The organism is Ralstonia flaminis (assembly GCF_958415495.1).
Classification (GTDB): domain Bacteria; phylum Pseudomonadota; class Gammaproteobacteria; order Burkholderiales; family Burkholderiaceae; genus Ralstonia; species Ralstonia flaminis.
This window is the reverse complement of sequence record NZ_CATZLL010000006.1, coordinates 55172-74615: the sequence shown is the minus strand read 5'-3', so window position 1 is coordinate 74615 and position 19444 is coordinate 55172. Positions and strand designations below refer to the sequence as shown.

At 64.1% G+C, this 19444-nt stretch carries 20 protein-coding genes; 18 read left to right on the top strand and 2 right to left on the bottom strand.

Annotated elements, in window-relative coordinates; translation table 11 throughout:
• Positions 1-126: 126 nt before the first annotated feature.
• The 5 genes from argS to R2N11_RS10930 all read left to right on the top strand — a co-directional run bounded on the left by argS (position 127) and on the right by R2N11_RS10930 (position 5288).
• Positions 127-1911 (top strand): arginine--tRNA ligase, encoded by a 1785-nt coding sequence (gene argS / locus R2N11_RS10950; protein WP_316681112.1) that lies wholly within the window; start codon positions 127-129, stop codon positions 1909-1911.
• Positions 1912-1980: 69 nt separating this feature from the next.
• Positions 1981-2700: an SPOR domain-containing protein gene (locus R2N11_RS10945; protein ID WP_316681111.1), complete on the top strand. Its 720-nt coding sequence runs from the start codon at positions 1981-1983 to the stop codon at positions 2698-2700.
• A 159-nt stretch (positions 2701-2859) separates the two neighbouring features.
• Positions 2860-3516 carry a thiol:disulfide interchange protein DsbA/DsbL gene (locus R2N11_RS10940; RefSeq protein WP_199032594.1) on the top strand — a complete coding sequence of 219 codons (657 nt, stop codon included), beginning with the start codon at positions 2860-2862 and terminating at the stop codon, positions 3514-3516.
• Positions 3517-3630: 114 nt separating this feature from the next.
• Positions 3631-4440 (top strand): SDR family oxidoreductase, encoded by an 810-nt coding sequence (locus R2N11_RS10935; protein ID WP_199032593.1) that lies wholly within the window; start codon positions 3631-3633, stop codon positions 4438-4440.
• Positions 4440-5288 carry a helical backbone metal receptor gene (locus tag R2N11_RS10930; protein ID WP_316681110.1) on the top strand — a complete coding sequence of 283 codons (849 nt, stop codon included), beginning with the start codon at positions 4440-4442 and terminating at the stop codon, positions 5286-5288. The genes R2N11_RS10935 and R2N11_RS10930 overlap by 1 nt, the downstream gene beginning before the upstream one ends.
• Before the next feature lie 63 nt (positions 5289-5351).
• Here R2N11_RS10930 and R2N11_RS10925 read toward each other — a convergent pair whose 3' ends face one another.
• Positions 5352-5738, bottom strand: a complete 387-nt coding sequence (locus R2N11_RS10925) for an antibiotic biosynthesis monooxygenase family protein (RefSeq protein WP_199032591.1) — start codon at positions 5736-5738, stop codon at positions 5352-5354.
• Positions 5739-5765: 27 nt separating this feature from the next.
• Positions 5766-6845 carry an MBL fold metallo-hydrolase gene (locus R2N11_RS10920; RefSeq protein ID WP_199032590.1) on the bottom strand — a complete coding sequence of 360 codons (1080 nt, stop codon included), beginning with the start codon at positions 6843-6845 and terminating at the stop codon, positions 5766-5768.
• A 163-nt stretch (positions 6846-7008) separates the two neighbouring features.
• Here R2N11_RS10920 and R2N11_RS10915 point away from each other — a divergent pair, with 163 nt between their 5' ends.
• From R2N11_RS10915 to R2N11_RS10855, 13 genes are all read left to right on the top strand, one after another.
• Positions 7009-7506 carry a MerR family transcriptional regulator gene (locus R2N11_RS10915; RefSeq protein WP_199032589.1) on the top strand — a complete coding sequence of 166 codons (498 nt, stop codon included), beginning with the start codon at positions 7009-7011 and terminating at the stop codon, positions 7504-7506.
• 200 nt (positions 7507-7706) lie between these two features.
• Positions 7707-8888 (top strand): isovaleryl-CoA dehydrogenase, encoded by a 1182-nt coding sequence (locus R2N11_RS10910; RefSeq protein ID WP_316681109.1) that lies wholly within the window; start codon positions 7707-7709, stop codon positions 8886-8888.
• A gap of 151 nt (positions 8889-9039) precedes the next feature.
• Entirely contained in the window at positions 9040-10890 is a 1851-nt protein-coding gene (gene aceK, locus R2N11_RS10905) for a bifunctional isocitrate dehydrogenase kinase/phosphatase (RefSeq protein ID WP_199032587.1), read from the top strand.
• Between the two features lie 23 nt (positions 10891-10913).
• A complete protein-coding gene (gene can, locus R2N11_RS10900) occupies positions 10914-11594 on the top strand; it encodes a carbonate dehydratase (protein ID WP_199032586.1) in 681 nt (226 codons plus the stop codon).
• Between the two features lie 699 nt (positions 11595-12293).
• Positions 12294-13475, top strand: coding sequence for an acetyl-CoA C-acetyltransferase (locus R2N11_RS10895; protein ID WP_199029674.1), 1182 nt, complete (start codon positions 12294-12296; stop codon positions 13473-13475).
• Between the two features lie 16 nt (positions 13476-13491).
• The gene (locus R2N11_RS10890; protein WP_316681108.1) at positions 13492-14205 is read left to right on the top strand and encodes an SDR family oxidoreductase; all 714 of its coding nucleotides are present in this window, start codon (positions 13492-13494) and stop codon (positions 14203-14205) included.
• Complete coding sequence (locus R2N11_RS10885) at positions 14199-14435, top strand: helix-hairpin-helix domain-containing protein (protein ID WP_233176844.1); 237 nt, start codon at positions 14199-14201, stop codon at positions 14433-14435. The genes R2N11_RS10890 and R2N11_RS10885 overlap by 7 nt, the downstream gene beginning before the upstream one ends.
• Positions 14436-14441: 6 nt before the next feature.
• Positions 14442-15572, top strand: a complete 1131-nt coding sequence (locus R2N11_RS10880) for an acyl-CoA dehydrogenase family protein (protein WP_316681107.1) — start codon at positions 14442-14444, stop codon at positions 15570-15572.
• Positions 15573-15613: 41 nt separating this feature from the next.
• A complete protein-coding gene (locus R2N11_RS10875) occupies positions 15614-16219 on the top strand; it encodes a 2-hydroxychromene-2-carboxylate isomerase (protein ID WP_316681106.1) in 606 nt (201 codons plus the stop codon).
• Positions 16220-16237: 18 nt separating this feature from the next.
• The gene (locus R2N11_RS10870; RefSeq protein WP_199029596.1) at positions 16238-16648 is read left to right on the top strand and encodes a rhodanese-like domain-containing protein; all 411 of its coding nucleotides are present in this window, start codon (positions 16238-16240) and stop codon (positions 16646-16648) included.
• The gene (locus tag R2N11_RS10865; RefSeq protein WP_199029598.1) at positions 16645-17343 is read left to right on the top strand and encodes an HAD family hydrolase; all 699 of its coding nucleotides are present in this window, start codon (positions 16645-16647) and stop codon (positions 17341-17343) included. Before R2N11_RS10870 ends, R2N11_RS10865 begins: the two co-directional genes overlap by 4 nt.
• A complete protein-coding gene (locus R2N11_RS10860; RefSeq protein WP_316681105.1) occupies positions 17343-17780 on the top strand; it encodes a YchJ family protein in 438 nt (145 codons plus the stop codon). The genes R2N11_RS10865 and R2N11_RS10860 overlap by 1 nt, the downstream gene beginning before the upstream one ends.
• A gap of 27 nt (positions 17781-17807) precedes the next feature.
• Positions 17808-19415 (top strand): carboxyl transferase domain-containing protein, encoded by a 1608-nt coding sequence (locus R2N11_RS10855; protein WP_316681104.1) that lies wholly within the window; start codon positions 17808-17810, stop codon positions 19413-19415.
• The last annotated feature ends 29 nt before the right edge of the window (positions 19416-19444 follow it).

Sequence of the window (19444 nt, the reverse complement as noted above, 5' to 3'; positions counted from 1 at the left end):
AGGGCGGATACGCCTGAGACTGCGGCTCACCTGATAAAATTTCGTACTTTTCCCCGAACAACGCAACTGGCGGCGCCGGAACTGGATTTCAACCTGTTTCAGCACTGTCGGCGTCATGGTTTCTTTATGCTGCCCTCCCACAAACAGACGATCGCCCAATTGTTGTCCGACGCCGTCGGCTCCCTGCTGCCCGAAGGCCAGGCCCGACCGGAGATCGTCCTGGAGCGCCCCAAGCAAGCCGCGCACGGCGACATCGCCTGTAACGTCGCGCTGCAACTGGCCAAGCCGCTGGGCAAGAACCCGCGCGAACTCGCCGGCAGCATTGCCGATGCCATCCGCGCCGATGCTCGCGGCCAGCGCCTGGTCTCCGGCGTGGAAATCGCCGGCCCCGGCTTTATCAACCTGCGCCTGTCGGCCGCCGCGCGTGCCGACGTGATTGCCGCCGTGTTTGCCGAGGGCGACCGCTACGGCGCCGCCAACACGCATGATGGCGCACCGGTGCTGGTGGAGTTCGTCTCGGCCAACCCGACCGGCCCGCTGCACGTCGGCCACGGCCGCCAGGCCGCGCTGGGCGATGCACTGGCGAGCCTGCTCGACTGGCAGGGCCACAAGGTCCACCGCGAGTTCTACTACAACGACGCCGGCGTGCAGATCCAGAACCTGGCCGTCTCCGTCCAGGCCCGTGCGCGCGGCTTCAAGCCCGGTGACGCCAACTGGCCGGAAGCCGCCTACAACGGCGACTACATCGCCGACATCGCCGCCGATTACCTCGCCGGCAAGACTGTACGCGCCTCCGATGGCGAGCCCGTGACGGGCGCGGGCGACGTGGAAAACATCGAAGCCATCCGCCGCTTTGCCGTCACGTACCTGCGCAACGAGCAGGACATCGACCTGCAGGCCTTTGGCGTGAAGTTCGACCGCTACTACTTGGAATCGTCCCTCTACTCCGAGGGCAAGGTGCAGCAGACCGTCGACGCGCTCATCGCCGCTGGCAAGACGTACGAACAGGAAGGCGCGCTGTGGCTGCGCACGACCGATGACGGCGACGACAAGGACCGCGTCATGCGCAAGTCCGACGGCGCCCACACCTACTTCGTGCCCGACGTGGCGTACCACACCACCAAGTGGGGGCGCGGCTTCACGCAGGTCATCAACGTGCAGGGCAGCGATCACCACGGCACCATCGCCCGCGTGCGCGCCGGCCTGCAGGGCCTGAACATCGGTATCCCCAAGGGCTACCCCGACTACGTCCTGCACAAGATGGTCACAGTGATGAAGGACGGCGCCGAGGTGAAGATCTCCAAGCGCGCGGGCTCGTACGTGACCGTGCGCGACCTGATCGAATGGTCCAACGGCGATGCCGAATCCGGCGTCGACACCATCCGCGCCTGCGTGGAAGCCGGCGAGCCGAACTGGCCGTCGCACTTCACGCGCGGCCGTGACGCGGTGCGCTTCTTCCTGCTGTCGCGCAAGGCCGATACCGAGTTCGTCTTCGACGTGGACCTCGCGCTGAAGCAGAACGACGAGAACCCGGTGTACTACGTGCAGTACGCCCATGCGCGCATCTGCTCGGTGTTCGAGCGCGCTGGCGTCGATGCAGCCTCGCTCACCAGCGCCGATCTGGCAGCCGTGACCGGCCCCGACGTCAGCCCACAGGCAACGGCCCTGGTGCAGCGTCTGGCAGCCTTCCCAGACATGCTGGCCGATGCCGCACGCGAGCTGGCCCCGCATGCCGTGGCCTTCTACCTGCGCGACCTGGCAGGCGACTTCCACGCGTTCTACAACGCCGATCGCGTGCTGGTCGACGACGAGACCGTCAAGCGCGCTCGCCTGGCACTGCTGGCCGCCACGCGCCAGGTGCTGCGCAACGGGCTGGCGGTGATCGGCGTCTCCGCGCCTCAAAAAATGTAAAGCCTGCGGTGACGACTGCAGTGACCACATATGGCGCTCTTATAATCGGGCGCTTCTAGAAGGATGGACATGGCACGCAATACGCAATCTTCCCGTGCCCGCTCGCAACGGGGCGGCACGTTTCTGGGGCTGGTGCTTGGCCTGATCGTCGGTTTGGCGATCGCCGTCGTGGTGGCGGTGTACATCACCAAGGCGCCGGTGCCGTTCGTGTCGCGCAACGGCGCACAGCCCAAGCCGAGCGAACCGGGCACCGTGGTCAACCCGCTGCCGACACCCGCGCCGGTGGCTCCGCAGGCCAGCGCCCCGGCAGCCGATCCGAACGCCCCGCTGTGGAGCCGCGTGCCGGCCAAGCCGGTGGACCAGGTGCCGGAACCCAACGCACCGCAACCGGGCACCACTACCCGCCCGACCGAACCCGGCGCGACCATGCAACCGGCCAGCACGCCGGCCGCACGCCCGCCCAAGCAGCCGACCCCGCCTGCAACAACCGCCAACGAGAAGCCGGTCGCCGACCCGATTGCCGAGATCGCTCGCCAGGATGCCGCCAAGACGGGCTATTTCCTGCAAGTGGGCGCTTACAAATCGGCCGACGATGCCGAGCGCCAGAAGGGCAACCTCGCCATGCAGGGCTTCGAGGCCAAGGTGACGCAGCGTGAAGTGAACGGCGCCACCATGTTCCGCGTGCGCATGGGCCCGTACAACTCGCTGGACGAGATGACCGCCGTGCGCAGCCGCCTGCAGGCTTCGGGCGTGGAATCGTCGGTCATCCGCTTTGCCCGCCAGCAGTGACATGAAAACACGCAGCCCGCTTGAACCCGGCGGGCTGTGATCTGTCAGAAGCCTGAGATTCAGTTACGCTGGCACCCGCCCTGGGCTGCACAGATTCGGTTTCCCCGGCTTTCCTGCTTGATTCGCCCAACTCGTCGCACATTCCGTCGCACATTCGCCATGAAAAAACTCGCTGCTTTCCTGATCGCCCTCGCTACCGGCGCCGGTTTCCTGATGACCGCGCCGGCCCAGGCCGCGCCCACCGCTGGCAAGGAATACAAAGTGCTGCAATCGCCGCAGCCGGTGCCCGCGGGCAAGATCGAAGTGACGGAGTTCTTCTGGTATGGCTGCCCGCACTGCTACGACTTTGAGAACACCTGGACGGCCTGGGTGGCCAAGCAAGGCAAGGACGTAGTGATCAAGCGCGTGCCGGTGGCCTTCAACGCCAAGCTGGAACCGCATACCCGCATTTACTACACGCTGGAAGCGCTGGGCAAGCTGGACGCCAAGGATTCCAGCGGCCGCACGCTGCACGACCGCGTATTTGACCAACTGCACAAGAACTACCGCTCGATGTCGGAACTGGACGACATTGCCAAGTTCATGGCCGCCAATGGCGTCGATGAAAAGCAGTTCCGCGACACCTACAACTCGTTCAGCGTGAACGCCAATACCAAACGCGCCGCACAACTGGCCGATCAGTACAAGATCGAAGGCGTGCCGACTATTGTGGTGCAAGGCAAGTACACCACGTCGCCGGCAGATGCTGGCAGCAACGTGGGCGCCGCGCAGACGCTCGACTACCTCGTCCAGCAGGTGCGCGACCGCAAACTGTGATGGATGACCACGCCTGGGGCTTAGCCTCGGGCGTGACACCACCACCGACGCCCGCCTCCGTGCGGGCGTTTTTTGTGCCGACGTTCCCCGCCCCTCTCCGACAGGACATCCGACATGAGTCAAACCGTCTTCATCACCGGCGCTTCCAGCGGCATCGGCCAGGCGCTGGCGCGGCAGTACGCCGCCCAGGGTGCCACGCTGGGGCTGGTTGCGCGGCGCGTCGACGTGATCAACGACTTCGCGCAGACCTTGGCCGCAGGCATCCGCGTGCATTGCTATGCTGCCGATGTGTGCAGCGCCGAGTCGATGCGCACCGCCGCTGAAGCCTTCATCGCAGCGGCCGGCGTGCCCGACGTGGTGATCGCCAACGCCGGCATTTCGGAAGGCACCGACCTGCGCGAACCGGGCGATCTGGCCGCATTTGCCCGTGTGATGGACACCAACTGGATGGGCACGCTCAACACCTTCCAGCCTTTTGTCGAACCCATGCTGGCGCGCGCCAAACCCGGTCAGCCCGGCGGCACGCTGGTCGGCATTGCCAGCGTGGCGGGCGTGCGCGGGCTGCCGGGCGCGGCGGCTTACAGTGCGTCCAAATCTGCGGTGATCAAGCTGATGGAAAGCCTGCGCGTGGAGTTTGGCCCCAATGGTCGGCCGGGCTTGCGTGTGGTGACCATCGCCCCCGGCTATATCCGCACGCCGATGACCGCACACAATCCGTATCCGATGCCCTTCCTGATGCCAGTGGACGTGTTTGCACAGAAAGCTGTGGAGGCGATCCATCGCGGCGTGCGCTTTACCGTGCTGCCCTGGCAGATGGGTATCGTGGCCAAGCTGCTGCACGTGCTGCCGCGCTGGCTGTATGACCTGGCCTTTGCGCGCGCCCCACGCAAACCTCGCAAGCCCGGCAAACCTGAGAATTCCTGATGATGTTTACCGACGCGCTCGGCAACGCGCACGCCCCCGTCGACACCACGCCGCGCATCGCCAGCCTGGTGCCGTCCATTACCGACCTGCTGTTTTCGCTTGACCTGGGCGATCAGCTTGTCGCCCGCACCGGCTTCTGCATCCACCCGCGCGAGGCCGTGCGCAGCGTGCCGAAGGTAGGTGGCACCAAGACCGTCAAGCTCGACAAACTGCGCGAGCTGGCGCCCACGCACGTCATCGTCAATATTGACGAGAACACGCGCCCGACCGTCGACAAGTTGCGCGAGTTCATCCCCAACATCATCGTTACGCACCCGTGTGCGCCGGAAGACAACCGAGCGCTGTACCAGTTGCTGGGCGGCATCTTCCGCCGCGAGGCGCAGGCGCAAACGCTGTGCGACGCGCTCACGCAAGAATTGGACGCCCTGCGCGGCCGCCACTTCCTGCCGCACCGCGTGCTGTACGCCATCTGGCAGGACCCGTGGATGACGGTGTCGCGCGACACATACATCTCGCGCATGCTCAAGCTCATCAATTGCCACACGTGGCCGGACGACCCGGCGCCCGTGCAATGCGGGACGGAGAAGAGCGGTGACTGCGCCCGCCCCAACCGCCCCGACACGCGCTACCCGACCTTCCGCTGGAGCGACGAGGTGGTACGCAGCATCGACTGCGTGCTGCTGTCCACGGAGCCGTACAGCTTTACCGAAGAGCATGTCGATGCGCTGGAAAAGCAGATCGGCAAACCGGTCTATCTGGTCGATGGCGAGATGGTGTCGTGGTACGGCAGCAAAGCCATTGAAGGCTTGCGCTATCTGGCACAGTTCGGAAAGACATTGCGCCTGTAGCGCAGCGATCGCCAAAAACAAAACCCGCCAGCTGGCGGGTTTTCGTTGGTGGTGAAGCAAGTGCTAGCGCAGGAAATTGTAGTCGTACTCCACCTTGGCGATCCGCAGGTGGTACGTCGCATACCACTGCTCACGCCCCATCTTCTGCGCGGTCAGGTGCTCGACCTGGTTCTTCCATTCACGTATCGCTTCCAGCGATGACCAGTACGACACGGTGATCCCCGGTCGCCCCTGCTGCTCCGCCCCTTCGTCGCGCACGGATTCAATGCCCAGAAAGCCCGGCATATCGCGCGCCAGTTCAACCATGCGATCGGCCATTGCACCATACCCATGGTCGCCGTCGGTACGTGTGGACGAGAAGATCACCGCGTAGTACGGCGCGGTGGGCGTGTTGGCAGGAAACGGCAGAACGGCGGCGCTGTCATCGAGAACGTCGTGCTGGTCAGCCATGGCGGGCTCCGGGTTTAAATCAACCGATCAAGCGAGTGCATGAAAGCGGACGATGCCATCTGCGCCGGTCTCGCGCACCAGTTCGCCACGATGCCACAGCGCGTGCAGGTGGGCGAGTGCCTCGCCCATCGCGAACGTCATCTGGTGCACGTCAAACTGGCGCTTGAAGATGACGTTGACGATGTCGCGCGCGGACTGCGGCGCCGCTTTGCACGCAGCCAGCGTGTCGGCCAGGCGGTCGACGTGGTGATCCCGCAGTTGGCGGATGCGCGTATGCAGCCCGCGAAACGGCCGCCCGTGCGACGGCAGGATCAGCACGTCGGCCGGCAGCGGCTCGTACTTGCCGAGCGAATCCAAATACAGCGTCAGCGGATCGGCCTCGGGTTCCAGATCGAACACGCTCACGTTGGTGGAGATGCGCGGCAGCACCATGTCGCCGGAAATCAGCACGTTGGCATCTTCACTGTAGAGCGCGACGTGCTCGGGCGCATGGCCAAAGCCGGTGATGACGCGCCAGGTGTGCTGGCCGATGGTGACGACGTTGCCGTCCATCAGGCGGCGGTACTGGCCCGGCACACCCGGCACCAGCGTGCTGTAGTAGTCCTTGCGGTTGCGGATGCCGTCGATGGAGACCGGGTCCGTCAGGCCGTGGCGCTCGAAGTGGCGCGCGGCGAATTCGCCGCCGGCGTTCGAAGCACCGGTGCCGCCAACCAGCATGCGCGCGAAGGCGTAGTCGCCCAGGCTCATCCACAGGCGCACGTTCCAGCGCTTCTGGTCGCCGCCCTCGCACAGCCAGTTGGAGAGGCCCACGTGATCGGGATGGCAATGCGTCACCAGCACGCGCAGCACCGGCAGGCCGTCGAGGTGGTTCGCAAAAATGGTTTCCCAGTACCCGCGAATGGCTTCGTGGTTGATGCCGCAGTCAACGATGGTCCAGCCGTCCTGCCCGTCCTGGTGATCGCGCAGCAGCCAGAGGTTGATGTGATCGAGCGCAAACGGCAACGGCATGCGCAGCCAGTAGATGCCGGGGGCGACTTCAAACCGCGTGCCGCCTTCGGGAAGCGTGTCGCCAAAGGGATAGTCGAGTTGGTGTTCGAGCGCGTTCATGGGTGTGGTCTCAAGTGCCGCCTTCGGAGGGCAGTCTTCATGCATTGCGGTTTGACGCCATTGACGCTAACGTAAACGTCAATTCGCCGCCGGTCTCCCATCTTAAGCGAAAACTTAAATTGGCTGCCCGATGCGCACCCGCCATCACAGGATCACCCGCCGTATGTCTGCTTCCACCCCGTCTGCCGCTGTTGCACTTGCCGCTGATCTCGAATCCGGCGAAAGCTGCACGCATGACGACGTCAGCTACACCATCACCGATCTCGCACGCGAATTCGACATCACGCCGCGCGCGATCCGCTTCTACGAAGACCAGGGCCTGCTGGCGCCGGATCGCCAGGGCCCGGGCGGACGCCGCCGCGTGTACTCCGCCGGCGAGCGCACGCGACTGAAGCTGACCTTGCGCGGCAAGCGGTTAGGGCTGTCGCTAGGGGAGATCAAGGAGATCCTCGATCTGTACGAATCGCCGCGCGATACGGTGCCGCAGTTGGAGCGCTTCCTGGCGTCGCTGGCGCAGCACCGCGCGGTGCTCACGCAGCAACTCGATGACCTGAACGCCCAGTTGGCCGAAATCGACCAGCACGAGCGCCAATGCCGCCGCCTGCTGGACGATGCCCAGGCAGGCGCCACCAAACCACCGAAGCGACGCAAGACCGCCTGATTCCGCACCCTTATCCGCACCCTTACGTAGTTGACGCTTATTGACGTTTACGTAAACGTCAATACAATACGCGACACCCATCCGGCACTGGTGCGCCTGCCACAAGCTACGCGCACCTCACAGCGCCGAACCCTCACCCAGAGACACCAGCGGCCCCGCCGCTTTCACACAGACATATAAGCCGCCCAAGGAGACCCACCATGATTGAGCTGCCCGGCCTGAAATTCGACTTGGGCGAAGACATCGAGATGCTGCGTTCGGCCGTGCGCGACTGGGCGCAGGGCGAGCTGGCACCGCGTGCAGAAGAGATCGACCGCACCGACCAGTTCCCGATGGACGCGTGGCGCAAGATGGGTGAACTGGGTGTGCTCGGCATCACCGTGGCGGAGGAGTACGGCGGCGCCAACATGGGCTACCTGGCGCACATGATCGCCATGGAAGAAATCAGCCGCGCGTCGGCCTCGGTTGGCCTGTCGTATGGTGCGCACTCCAACCTGTGCGTCAACCAGATCCACCGCAACGGCACGCCAGCCCAGAAGGCGAAATACCTGCCCAAGCTGGTGTCTGGCGAATGGGTGGGCGCGCTGGCGATGAGCGAGCCGAATGCCGGCTCCGACGTCGTCAGCATGAAGCTGCGCGCCGAGCTCAAGGGCGACCGCTACGTGCTCAACGGCACCAAGATGTGGATCACCAACGGCCCCGACTGCGACGTGCTGGTCGTCTACGCCAAGACGGAGCCCGAGCTGGGCGCGCGCGGCATGACAGCGTTCATCGTCGAGAAGGGCATGAAGGGTTTCTCCGTGGCGCAGAAGCTGGACAAGCTCGGCATGCGCGGCTCGCACACGGGCGAACTGGTGTTCGAGAACGTCGAAGTGCCGGTGGAGAACATCCTCGGCCAGGAAAACGGCGGCACCAAGGTGCTGATGAGCGGCCTGGATTACGAGCGCGCGGTGCTCTCCGGCGGCCCGGTCGGCATCATGCAGGCCTGCATGGACGTGGTCACGCCGTACATCCACGACCGCAAGCAGTTCGGCCAGAGCATTGGTGAATTCCAGCTCATCCAGGGCAAGATGGCCGACATGTACACCACGCTGCAGGCGTGCCGCGCGTACCTGTACACGGTCGGCAAGAACCTCGACTCGCTGGGCCGCGACCACGTGCGCCAAGTGCGCAAGGACTGCGCCGGCGTGATCCTCTATACCGCCGAGAAGGCCACGTGGATGGCCGGCGAAGCCATCCAGATCCTGGGCGGCAACGGCTACATCAACGAATTCCCGGTCGGCCGCCTGTGGCGCGACGCCAAGCTGTACGAGATCGGCGCCGGCACGTCGGAAATCCGCCGCATGCTGATCGGGCGCGAGCTGTACGCAGAAACGATGTAAGGCAGGCGCGGGCGGTGGGCTGATGGCACGGGGCCATCGGCCAAACGGATAAGGAGGCGGAACGGTTTCAGGGCGTGAACACGGCAGCAGAGGCCATACAATCTAGGTCTCCCAGGATTGCCGCTTCCCGCCCCTCCCCGCGCACACGCCTATGTCCCATTTCCCCAAGCTCCTGTCCTCGCAGATTGCCTTCGACGTCGCCCGCACGATGCTTGACGGCTTCGACAAGCACTACCGCTTGTTCCGCGAGGTATGCATCCAGGCCAAGGTGGCGTTCGAGCACGGGGACTGGCCCGCCATGCAGCAATTGCAGCGCGACCGCATCGCCTACTACGACGAGCGCGTGCGCGAAGCGTCGGTCATCCTGGAAGACGAATACGACGCCGAGAACATCGACGACGAAATCTGGCGCCAGATCAAGCTGCACTACATCGGCCTGTTGACCAACCATCACCAGCCGGAACTGGCCGAGACCTTCTTCAACTCGGTGTGCACGCGCATCCTGCACCGCTCGTACTTCAACAACGATTTCATCTTCGTGCGGCCGGCCATCTCGACGGAATACATCGAGAACGAGGAGTCGCCCACCAAGCCGACCTACCGCGCCTACTACCCCGGCTCGCGCGACGGCCTGGGCACCTGCTTCGAGCGCATCGTGCACAACTTCCAGCTCAACGCGCCATTTGAAGACCTGGGCCGTGACGTCGGCTACCTGGTGCGCGCGGTGGAAGAGCAGTTCGGCGATTTCCGTATCTCGCCGAATTTCCAGGTGCACGTGCTGTCGTCGCTGTTCTTCCGCAACACGTCGGCCTACATCATTGGGCGCGTGATTAACGGTGACAAGTCCTACCCGCTGGCCGTGCCGATCATGCGCAACGCCGACGGCCAGTTGCGCTTGGACACCGTGCTGCTGCGCCCGGAACAGTTGATGATCCTGTTCTCGTTCACGCACTCGTATTTCATGGTGGACATGGAAATTCCGTCCGCCTACGTGACCTTCTTGCGTGACCTGATGCCGCGCAAGCCGCGCGCCGAAATCTACACCTCGCTCGGCCTGCAGAAGCAGGGCAAGAACCTGTTCTATCGAGATTTCCTGCACCACCAGCAGCACTCGTCGGACAAGTTCATCATCGCACCCGGCATCAAGGGCCTGGTGATGCTGGTGTTTACGCTGCCGTCGTATCCATACGTCTTCAAGGTCATCAAGGACTACTTCCCACCACCGAAGGAAACCACGCGCGAGCTGATCAAGAGCAAGTACCAGCTCGTGAAGCGCCACGACCGCGTGGGCCGTATGGCCGACACGCTGGAGTATTCCGACGTGGCCTTCCCGCTGTCGCGCTTTGACGAAGAGCTGATCAAGGAACTGGAGAAGCACGCGCCTTCGATGGTGGAGTACCAGCGCGCCGAAGACGGCAGCGAAGAGATCGTCATCCGCCACGTCTACATCGAGCGCCGCATGACGCCGCTGAACATCTGGCTGCACGAAGGCACCGATGCGCAGGTCGAGCACGGCATCATCGAGTACGGCAACGCCATCAAGGAATTGATCGCCGCGAACATCTTCCCCGGCGACATGCTCTACAAGAACTTTGGCGTGACGCGCCACGGCCGCGTGGTCTTCTACGACTACGACGAGATCGAATACCTGACCGACTGCAACGTCCGCAAGGTGCCGCAAGCACGCACCGAAGAGGAAGAAATGTCGGGCGAGGTCTGGTACAGCGTCGGCCCGCACGACATCTTTCCGGAGACATACGGCACATTCCTGCTGGGTGATCCACGCGTGCGTGCGGCCTTCCTCAAGCACCACGCAGACTTCTTCGATCCGGCCATGTGGCAGTCCTACAAAGACCGCCTGCTGTCCGGGCACATTCACGATTTCTACGCGTATGACGCAAGCGAACGCTTCGTCAACCGATACGGCGCCGGCGCGCAGGGGACAGCAGCCGAACACCCTACCGAACAGGTCACAACAGCGCTGCAACGCGCCGCCGCCTGACGCTCTCAACACGACGGGAAACCATGCCACACCGCATCAAAGAACTCTTCGAGAACAACCGCAAGTGGGTCGAGCGCGTCAGCGCCGAAGACCCGGAATTCTTCTCGAGCCTGGCCAACCAGCAGAACCCGGAATACCTGTGGATCGGCTGCTCGGATTCGCGCGTGCCCGCCAACCAGATCATCGGCCTGCCGCCGGGCGAAGTGTTCGTCCACCGCAACATTGCCAACGTGGTGGTGCACTCAGACTTGAACTGCCTGTCGGTACTGCAGTTTGCGGTGGAAGTGCTGAAGATTCGACACATCACCGTCGTTGGTCACTATGGCTGTTCGGGCGTGAAGGCTGCGCTGACCAAGCAGCGTTTCGGGCTGGCGGACAACTGGATTCGTCACGTGCGTGACGTGGCTGAACAGCATGAGACGTACCTCGGCACAGTGGTCAATGACCAATCGCGGCATGACCGCCTGTGTGAGTTGAACGTGATCCACCAGGTCAACAACGTGTGCCTGACGACGATCGTGCAGGACGCGTGGGATCGTGGGCAGCCGCTGACGGTGCACGGCTGGATCTATGGCGTGAAGGATGGGATGTTGCGCAATCTGGGCATGGCGGCAAGTTCGAATGAGGAACTGCATGCGCAGTTGGCTGATGCTTGGAAGAACTACGGGAAGGAAGGGAGTGTGCCTACGCCGGTTGGGTTTTGAGTTTGTTGCTTAGGGGTGGTTTTTTTGGTTTGTGGTCCATCCCTTGTTTCACCCCCTGCCGGGGGCGACTCACTTTCTTTGTCTTGCCAAAGAAAGTAAGCAAAGAAAGGCGCGCCCAAGATGGCGAAACACTCCTTGAATTTATGTCGCAGGGAGGGAGGGGAGGCAAACTCGCTTCGCTCAGACAAGCCTCCCCTCTTTTTCCTCCCTGCAACAGAAATTCAAGGCGCCATCTAGGGCATCAACGGCCACACCATCGCAGCAACAACGCAGTAGCGAGTGCGCGGCAAGACGCAGAGCGAAGCAAACGGCAACACAGCAACACAGCAACACAGCAACACAGCAACACAGCAACAAACAAGAGCCTGACAGGGCACGCAAATCAATGGTTTGGCCGTTGACGTTCCTGCCCTAGATGGCGCCTTGAATTTTTGTAAGCGGGCGGAAAAAAGACGGGGAACTGTCTGAGCGCAGCGAGTTTTCCCCGTCTCCGCCCGGTTACACAAATTCAAGGAGGGGGTCGCCATCTTGGGCGCGCCTTTCTTTGCTTACTTTCTTTGGCAAGACAAAGAAAGTGAGTCGCCCCCGGCAGGGGGTGAAACGGGGGATGCACCACAAAACACAAACCCCAAAGCAAGAGACACGCAGCCCCTGCGCCACAAGTGCAGAACCATGTCGACAGCACACCAGGAGATCACCATGTCCGACCGCATCATCATCGCCTCAGCGGCCCGCACCCCGATGGGCGCATTCCAAGGCGAACTCGCCAGCCTCACCGCCCCGCAACTGGGCGCCGCTGCCATCCGTGCGGCAGTCGAGCGAGCGGGCCTGAAGCCGGAGCAGATCGAAGAAGTCATCATGGGTTGCGTGCTGCCCGCCGGCCAAGGCCAGGCACCGGCCCGCCAGGCCGCATTGGGCGCGGGCCTGCCGCTGTCGGTTGGCTGCACCACGGTCAACAAGATGTGCGGCTCAGGCATGCGCGCAGCCATGAACGCGTATGACGCACTGCTCGCGGGCTCGGTCGACGTCGTCGTTGCAGGCGGCATGGAAAGCATGACCAACGCGCCGTATCTGATCCCGAAAGGCCGCGGCGGCTACCGCATCGGCCACGGCATGATCTACGACCACATGATGCTCGACGGCCTGGAAGACGCGTATGACAAAGGCCGCGCCATGGGCACCTTCGGTGAAGACTGCGCCGAGAAGTACGGCTTCACACGGGAGGCACAAGACCACTTTGCGATGACGTCCGTGCGCCGCGCGCAGGAAGCCACCGAATCCGGCGCATTCCGCTGGGAAATCGCGCCCGTGACCGTGTCGAGCAAAGCCGGTGACACCGTCATCGACACCGACGAAGGCCCGCGCCGCATCAAGGTCGACAAGATCCCCACGCTCAAGCCCGCGTTCAAGAAAGATGGCACGGTGACGGCCGCGTCCTCGTCGTCGATCAACGACGGTGCTGCGGCCCTGGTGATGATGCGCGAGTCGACCGCCAAGCAGCTCGGCATCACGCCGCTGGCGGTAATGCTGGGGCACACCACGCATGCGCAGGCGCCGGGCTGGTTCACCACCGCACCGGTCACGGCCATCGACAAGCTGTTCAAGAAGCTCGACTGGAACAGCAGCAACGTCGATCTGTTCGAGATCAACGAAGCCTTTGCCGTGGTGCCGATGGCCGCCATGCACGACCTGCACATCCCGCACGAGAAGGTGAACGTGAACGGCGGTGCATGCGCGCTGGGCCACCCGATCGGCGCCTCAGGCGCTCGCGTGATCGCCACACTGCTGGGCGCGCTGCAACACCGCGGCGGCAAGCGCGGCGTGGCGAGTTTGTGCATCGGTGGCGGCGAGGCCACCGCTGTGGGCATCGAACTCTATTGAGCGAAAGGCCAGCACGATGACGAACGCAACCTCCCGCCGCACGCGCACCGCACTCGTTCTGGGTGCATCGCGCGGCATCGGCCTGGAAACCGTGAAGCAGTACCGTGCGGACGGCTGGCGTGTGATCGCCACCGTGCGTACGCAGCAGGCTGCGCAAGATCTGCAGGCCCTGGGCGCCGAAACGCATGTGCTGGACCTGACCGACGCCAATGCCATCGCCGGCCTCGCCTGGAAGCTCGACGGCGAGGCGCTGGACGTAGCGATCTACGTGGCGGGCATCTATGGCCCGCGCACGCAGGGCGCCACGCCGGTCAGCCAGGCCGACTTTGATGCCGTGATGCACACGAACGTGTGGGCGCCGATGAACGTGTTGCCGGCCGTGCTGCCGATGGTGGAGGCCGGACGCAACGGTGCAAATGAAGTGGGCGGCGTGTTGGCCGTCATCTCCAGCCGCATGGGCAGCATTGGCGATATGGAAGGCAACGGCGGCTGGCTGTATCGCACCAGCAAGGCCGCGGTGAATGCGGTGCTGCATGCGCTGTCGTTCGACGCCAAGAACGCCACATGCCTGACCTTCCACCCAGGCTGGGTGCAAACCGACATGGGTGGCGCCGGAGCCGCCATCACACCGCAGCAAAGTGTGGCTGGCATCCGCAGCGTGATCGCATCCGCCACGCGCGCCGACAACGGCGCGTTCCGCAATTACGATGGGAGCGTCATTGAATGGTGAGCTTCCCGACCGACCAGCGCGCGGCCATGCTTGCACTCAAGGGCGTGGGGCCGACGATCGTCGCGCGTCTTGAGCAAATGGGCTACTGCCACCTCAAGCAACTACGCGAGGCCAGTGTGGACGAAATCGTGCGCACTGGCGCAGCCCTCACTGGCTCAACCTGCTGGCGCAACAGCCCGCAGGCACGCAGCGCCATCGGTGCCGTCGTGGCATTGGCCCAAACCTGGTAGACCGCCATGCTGCTGAACCCCGAACAGGAAATGATCCGCGATGCCATCCGCACCTTCGTGCGCGAGGCAATCACCCCGCACGCCGCCGCGTGGGATCGCGATGCAACGTTCCCGAAAGACGTACACCGCCAACTCGGTGAGCTGGGCGCCTATGGTGTGGCCGTGCCGGAAGAGCTGGGCGGCGCCGGGCTCGACTATCTGTCGCTCGCGCTGATCCTGGAAGAGATTGCCGCTGGCGATGGCGGCACCTCCACTGTCATCAGCGTGAACAACTGCCCGGTGTGCAGCATGTTGATGGCGTTTGCGAACGACGCACAAAAGCAGCAATGGCTCGTGCCACTGGCGCGCGGCGAGATGCTCGGCGCGTTCTGCCTGACCGAGCCGCACGTCGGCTCCGATGCCTCGGCCCTGCGCACCACTGCCACGCGGAATGGCGACCACTGGGTACTCAACGGCGTGAAGCAGTTCATCACCAGCGGCAAGCACGCCGACGTGGCGATCGTCATGGCCGTGTCGGATAAGGCTGCGGGCAAGCGCGGCATCAGTGCATTCCTGGTGCCGACCAAGACGCCGGGCTACGTCGTCGCGCGGCTCGAAGACAAGCTCGGCCAGCACTCCTCCGACACGGCGCAGATCGTGTTGGAAGACTGTCGCATCCCCGCCGATTGCCTGTTAGGGGAAGAAGGCGCGGGCTACAAGATGGCGTTGTCCGGATTGGAAGGCGGGCGCATCGGCATTGCGGCACAGAGCGTGGGCATGGCGCGTGCAGCCTTTGAGGCAGCACTGGCGTATGCCAAGGAGCGCGAGAGCTTCGGCCAGCCACTGTTTGCGCACCAGGCCGTGCAGTTCCGCCTGGCCGAGATGGCCACGCGCATCGACGTGGCGCGGCAGATGGTCTGGCACGCTGCCAGCCTGAAAGACGCGGGGCTGCCGTGCCTGAAAGAGGCAGCCATGGCCAAGCTCAATGCCAGCGAGATGGCCGAGCGCGTGTGCTCCGATGCCATCCAGGTCTTCGGCGGCTACGGCTACGTGAACGACTTCCCGGTCGAGCGCATCTACCGCGACGTACGCGTGTGCCAGATCTACGAAGGCACCAGCGATATCCAGAAAATCTTGATCGCCCGCGCCTTGGCGTAGGCATTTTTGGGGAAGCCGCAGCACAACAAGGGGAGCACATCATGAACGGGGCCATCGATTTCTACTTCGACTTCTCATCGCCGTACGGCTACTTCGCCAGCACGCGCGTGGAAGAACTCGCCCAGCGGTACAACCGCGCGACGGCGTGGCACCCGATCCTGCTGGGGGTCGTATTCAAGACCACCGGCGGCTCCCCGCTGCCACAAGTGCCGCTCAAGGGCGACTACGCATGGCGTGACTTCGAGCGCACTGCGCGCTTCAACGGTATCGAATACCGCAAGCCGACGCACTTCCCACTGCCCACGCAATACGCGGCGCGCGCCACGCTGTGGGTGCACGACCACCACGGCGGCGATCGCGCCATCGACTTCGCCCGTGCCATCTACCGCGCACTGTTTGTCGATGACATCAATATTGGTGAGCCGGTCGAGGTGATGAAGATTGCCGACGCGATGGGTATCGACGGCGCGGCACTCAATGCCGGCGCAAGCACGCAGCAGATCAAGGACCAGCTCAAGGCCGAAATCGACCTGGCGATGTCGCGTGGCGTGTTCGGCTCGCCTTACGTGATCGTCGACGGCGAGGCGTTCTGGGGCTTCGATCGTTTCGACCAGATCGAAGCCCTGCTTCGCGACGGCCGCGTCTGAACCGAACAGGAGAACGCCATGGCCATGAAGAAGGGATTCCGCGCGCTGGTGGACGAAGCCATGGCGCAGGTACAAACGCTCTCCGTGGACGAGGCGCGCGCCCTGCTCGATGCCCCGCACGTGCAGTTTGTCGATGTGCGCGAGATCCAGGAGCTGACGCGCGAAGGCGTGATTCCGAACGCGCTGCACGCCCCGCGCGGCATGCTGGAGTTCTGGGTTGATCCGGACTCCCCGTATTACAAGCCGGCCTTTGCAGCAGACAAGACCTTCGTCTTCTTCTGCGCGGCCGGCTGGCGCAGCGCGCTGGCCACCAAGACCGTGCAGGACATGGGATTGGAGCGCGTTGCACATATCGAAGGTGGATTCACCGCCTGGAAGGCGGCCGGTGCGCCGGTCACCGCTTACGAAAAACCAACGAAGAAAGCATGACTGCAGTCTCTCAATCCGCCTCAACAGAAACTCGCCACCCACGCTTTGACGCGATCCTCTTCGATTGCGACGGCGTGCTGGTGGACAGCGAACCCCTCGTCAACAAACTGATCTGGCAGATGCTGAATGAACTCGGCATCGAGATCAGCCAGGAAGACTCCATCACGCGCTTTCTCGGCAAGGCCATCCGCGAAGAGCTGGATGCGATTGCCGAGATGCGCGGCGCACCGTTGCCGCCAAACTGGCTGTCCACCTTCCACGCACGGCGCAACGCGCTGCTCGAAGCCGAGGTCGAAGCGGTGCCGCACATTGCGCACGCCATTGATGTGCTCTCCAAGCTTGGCCTGCCAATGGCCGTGGCCTCTGGCGCCGATCGCGTGAAGGTGGAACTGCAACTCAATCGCACCGGCTTGATCGAGCACTTCCAGCCGACGGATGTGCGCATCTTTTCGGCCACCGAGGTCGCGCGCAGCAAGCCCGCGCCCGATGTGTACCTGCTGGCGGCCAGCAGTCTGGGGGTCGCGCCATCGCGTTGCCTGGTGATTGAAGACAGCCCCACGGGCGTGACTGCCGGCCATGCTGCGGGCATGACGGTGCTGGCCTACGCCGGTCGCAACGCACCGGGCCCGCTGATCGCAGCCGGTGCCACGCGCACCTTTACCGACATGCGCGACCTGCCGGAGCTGCTGGCCTGATGGGCACCCAAGCCAAGCCCATCGGCCCGGCCGACGCCTGCCCCTGCGGCGGTGTTGCGTACGCGCGCTGTTGCGGCCCGTTCCACGCCGGTGACGCCGTGCCGGCCACGGCCGAGCAACTCATGCGCTCGCGCTACAGCGCGTGTGTGCTGGGTGACACGGCGTATCTGCGCCGCACGTGGCATCCGTCCACTTGCCCCGCTGATCTGGAAACGAGTGAGGCAGATGCCGCCGCCACCCGCTGGCTCGGCCTGGACGTGAGGCGCCACACACTGCAAGACGCTACGCACGCGACGGTGGAATTCGTCGCGCGCTACAAGGTGGGCGGCCGCGCGCATCGCCTGCATGAAACCAGCCGCTTCGTTCGCCTGGACGCCAGCGGCGCCGAATCCGCCGAAGGCCGTTGGCTGTACGTCGACGGCACCTTCCCTGAATAACCGCACCGCACTTCCTGCACCGCTGCCATGCCGACGCTAGACACCAAGCTCAACCCCCGTGCCGAAGACTTCAAGGCCAACGCCGATGCCATGCGCACCCTCGTCGCCGACTTGCGCGACAAGGTCGCCCGCATTGCGCAAGGCGGCGGTGAAGACGCCCGCGCCAAGCACCTCGCCCGCGGCAAGCTGCTGCCGCGGGACCGAGTGCAGCAACTGCTCGACCCCGGCACGCCGTTCCTGGAGTTCTCGCAACTGGCGGCGTACGGCATGTACGACGACGCGGCACCGGGCGCCGGCATCATCACCGGTATCGGGCGCATCTCGGGGCAGGAGTGCGTGATCGTCTGCAACGATGCCACGGTCAAGGGCGGCACCTACTACCCGATGACGGTGAAGAAACACCTGCGCGCGCAGGAGATTGCCGAGCAGAACCACCTGCCCTGCGTCTACCTGGTCGACTCGGGCGGCGCCAACCTGCCGAACCAGGACGACGTGTTCCCCGACCGCGACCACTTCGGCCGCATCTTCTACAACCAGGCCAATTTGTCGTCCAAGGGCATTCCGCAGATTGCAGTGGTGATGGGCTCGTGCACGGCCGGTGGCGCGTATGTGCCGGCCATGAGCGACGAGTCGATCATCGTGAAGGAACAGGGCACGATCTTCCTGGCCGGCCCGCCGCTAGTGAAGGCCGCCACCGGTGAGGTGGTGAGTGCCGAAGACCTGGGCGGCGCCGATGTGCACACACGCCTGTCCGGCGTGGCGGATTACTTCGCCAACAACGACTCGCACGCGCTCGCACAGGCCCGCGGCATCGTCGCGCACCTGAACCGCCGCAAGCCGGAGCAGGTGCAGGTGCATGCGCCGATCGAGCCGCGCTATCCGGCCGAAGAACTCTACGGCGTGATCCCGACCGACACACGCAAGCCGTTCGATGTGCGCGAGGTCATCGCCCGCATCGTCGACGACTCAGCCTTCGATGAATTCAAGGCACGCTACGGCACCACGCTGGTCTGCGGTTTTGCGCGCATCTGGGGCTACCCGGTCGGCATCATCGCCAACAACGGCATTTTGTTTTCGGAAGCGGCGCTCAAGGGCGCGCACTTTATCGAGCTGTGCTGCCAGCGCAAGATTCCGCTGGTGTTCCTGCAGAACATCACGGGCTTCATGGTGGGCCGCAAGTACGAGAACGAGGGCATCGCCAAGAACGGCGCGAAGATGGTGACAGCGGTCGCCACGGCGCAGGTGCCCAAGTTCACGGTCATCATCGGCGGCTCGTTTGGGGCGGGTAACTACGGCATGTGCGGGCGGGCGTATTCACCGCGCTTCCTGTGGATGTGGCCGAACGCGCGCATCTCGGTAATGGGCGGTGAGCAGGCCGCCAGCGTGCTCGCCACCGTGCGCCGCGACGGCATTGAGGCCAAAGGCGGCCAGTGGAGCGCCGAGGAAGAAGCGGCTTTCAAGGCGCCGATCCGCGACCAGTACGAGCGCCAAGGCCATCCGTACTATGCCAGCGCGCGCCTGTGGGACGACGGCGTGATCGACCCCGCCGACACGCGCAGCGTGCTGGGGCTGGGCTTGTCGGCCAGCCTGAACGCGCCGATTGGCGATATGAACTTCGGCGTATTCCGCATGTAAGCGGACCGCCATCGAACAAGGAACTTGCA

Coding starts and splice junctions, on each gene's coding strand:
- R2N11_RS10945 (WP_316681111.1), top strand. CDS start 1,981: ATGGCACGCAATACGCAATCTTCCCGTGCCCGCTCGCAACGGGGCGGC.
- R2N11_RS10875 (WP_316681106.1), top strand. CDS start 15,614: ATGAACGGGGCCATCGATTTCTACTTCGACTTCTCATCGCCGTACGGC.
- R2N11_RS10920 (WP_199032590.1), bottom strand. CDS start 6,845: ATGAACGCGCTCGAACACCAACTCGACTATCCCTTTGGCGACACGCTT.
- can (WP_199032586.1), top strand. CDS start 10,914: ATGCCACACCGCATCAAAGAACTCTTCGAGAACAACCGCAAGTGGGTC.
- R2N11_RS10895 (WP_199029674.1), top strand. CDS start 12,294: ATGTCCGACCGCATCATCATCGCCTCAGCGGCCCGCACCCCGATGGGC.
- R2N11_RS10935 (WP_199032593.1), top strand. CDS start 3,631: ATGAGTCAAACCGTCTTCATCACCGGCGCTTCCAGCGGCATCGGCCAG.
- R2N11_RS10855 (WP_316681104.1), top strand. CDS start 17,808: ATGCCGACGCTAGACACCAAGCTCAACCCCCGTGCCGAAGACTTCAAG.
- R2N11_RS10910 (WP_316681109.1), top strand. CDS start 7,707: ATGATTGAGCTGCCCGGCCTGAAATTCGACTTGGGCGAAGACATCGAG.
- R2N11_RS10870 (WP_199029596.1), top strand. CDS start 16,238: ATGGCCATGAAGAAGGGATTCCGCGCGCTGGTGGACGAAGCCATGGCG.
- R2N11_RS10865 (WP_199029598.1), top strand. CDS start 16,645: ATGACTGCAGTCTCTCAATCCGCCTCAACAGAAACTCGCCACCCACGC.
- R2N11_RS10940 (WP_199032594.1), top strand. CDS start 2,860: ATGAAAAAACTCGCTGCTTTCCTGATCGCCCTCGCTACCGGCGCCGGT.
- R2N11_RS10930 (WP_316681110.1), top strand. CDS start 4,440: ATGATGTTTACCGACGCGCTCGGCAACGCGCACGCCCCCGTCGACACC.
- R2N11_RS10915 (WP_199032589.1), top strand. CDS start 7,009: ATGTCTGCTTCCACCCCGTCTGCCGCTGTTGCACTTGCCGCTGATCTC.
- R2N11_RS10880 (WP_316681107.1), top strand. CDS start 14,442: ATGCTGCTGAACCCCGAACAGGAAATGATCCGCGATGCCATCCGCACC.
- R2N11_RS10890 (WP_316681108.1), top strand. CDS start 13,492: ATGACGAACGCAACCTCCCGCCGCACGCGCACCGCACTCGTTCTGGGT.
- R2N11_RS10860 (WP_316681105.1), top strand. CDS start 17,343: ATGGGCACCCAAGCCAAGCCCATCGGCCCGGCCGACGCCTGCCCCTGC.
- argS (WP_316681112.1), top strand. CDS start 127: ATGCTGCCCTCCCACAAACAGACGATCGCCCAATTGTTGTCCGACGCC.
- R2N11_RS10885 (WP_233176844.1), top strand. CDS start 14,199: ATGGTGAGCTTCCCGACCGACCAGCGCGCGGCCATGCTTGCACTCAAG.
- R2N11_RS10925 (WP_199032591.1), bottom strand. CDS start 5,738: ATGGCTGACCAGCACGACGTTCTCGATGACAGCGCCGCCGTTCTGCCG.
- aceK (WP_199032587.1), top strand. CDS start 9,040: ATGTCCCATTTCCCCAAGCTCCTGTCCTCGCAGATTGCCTTCGACGTC.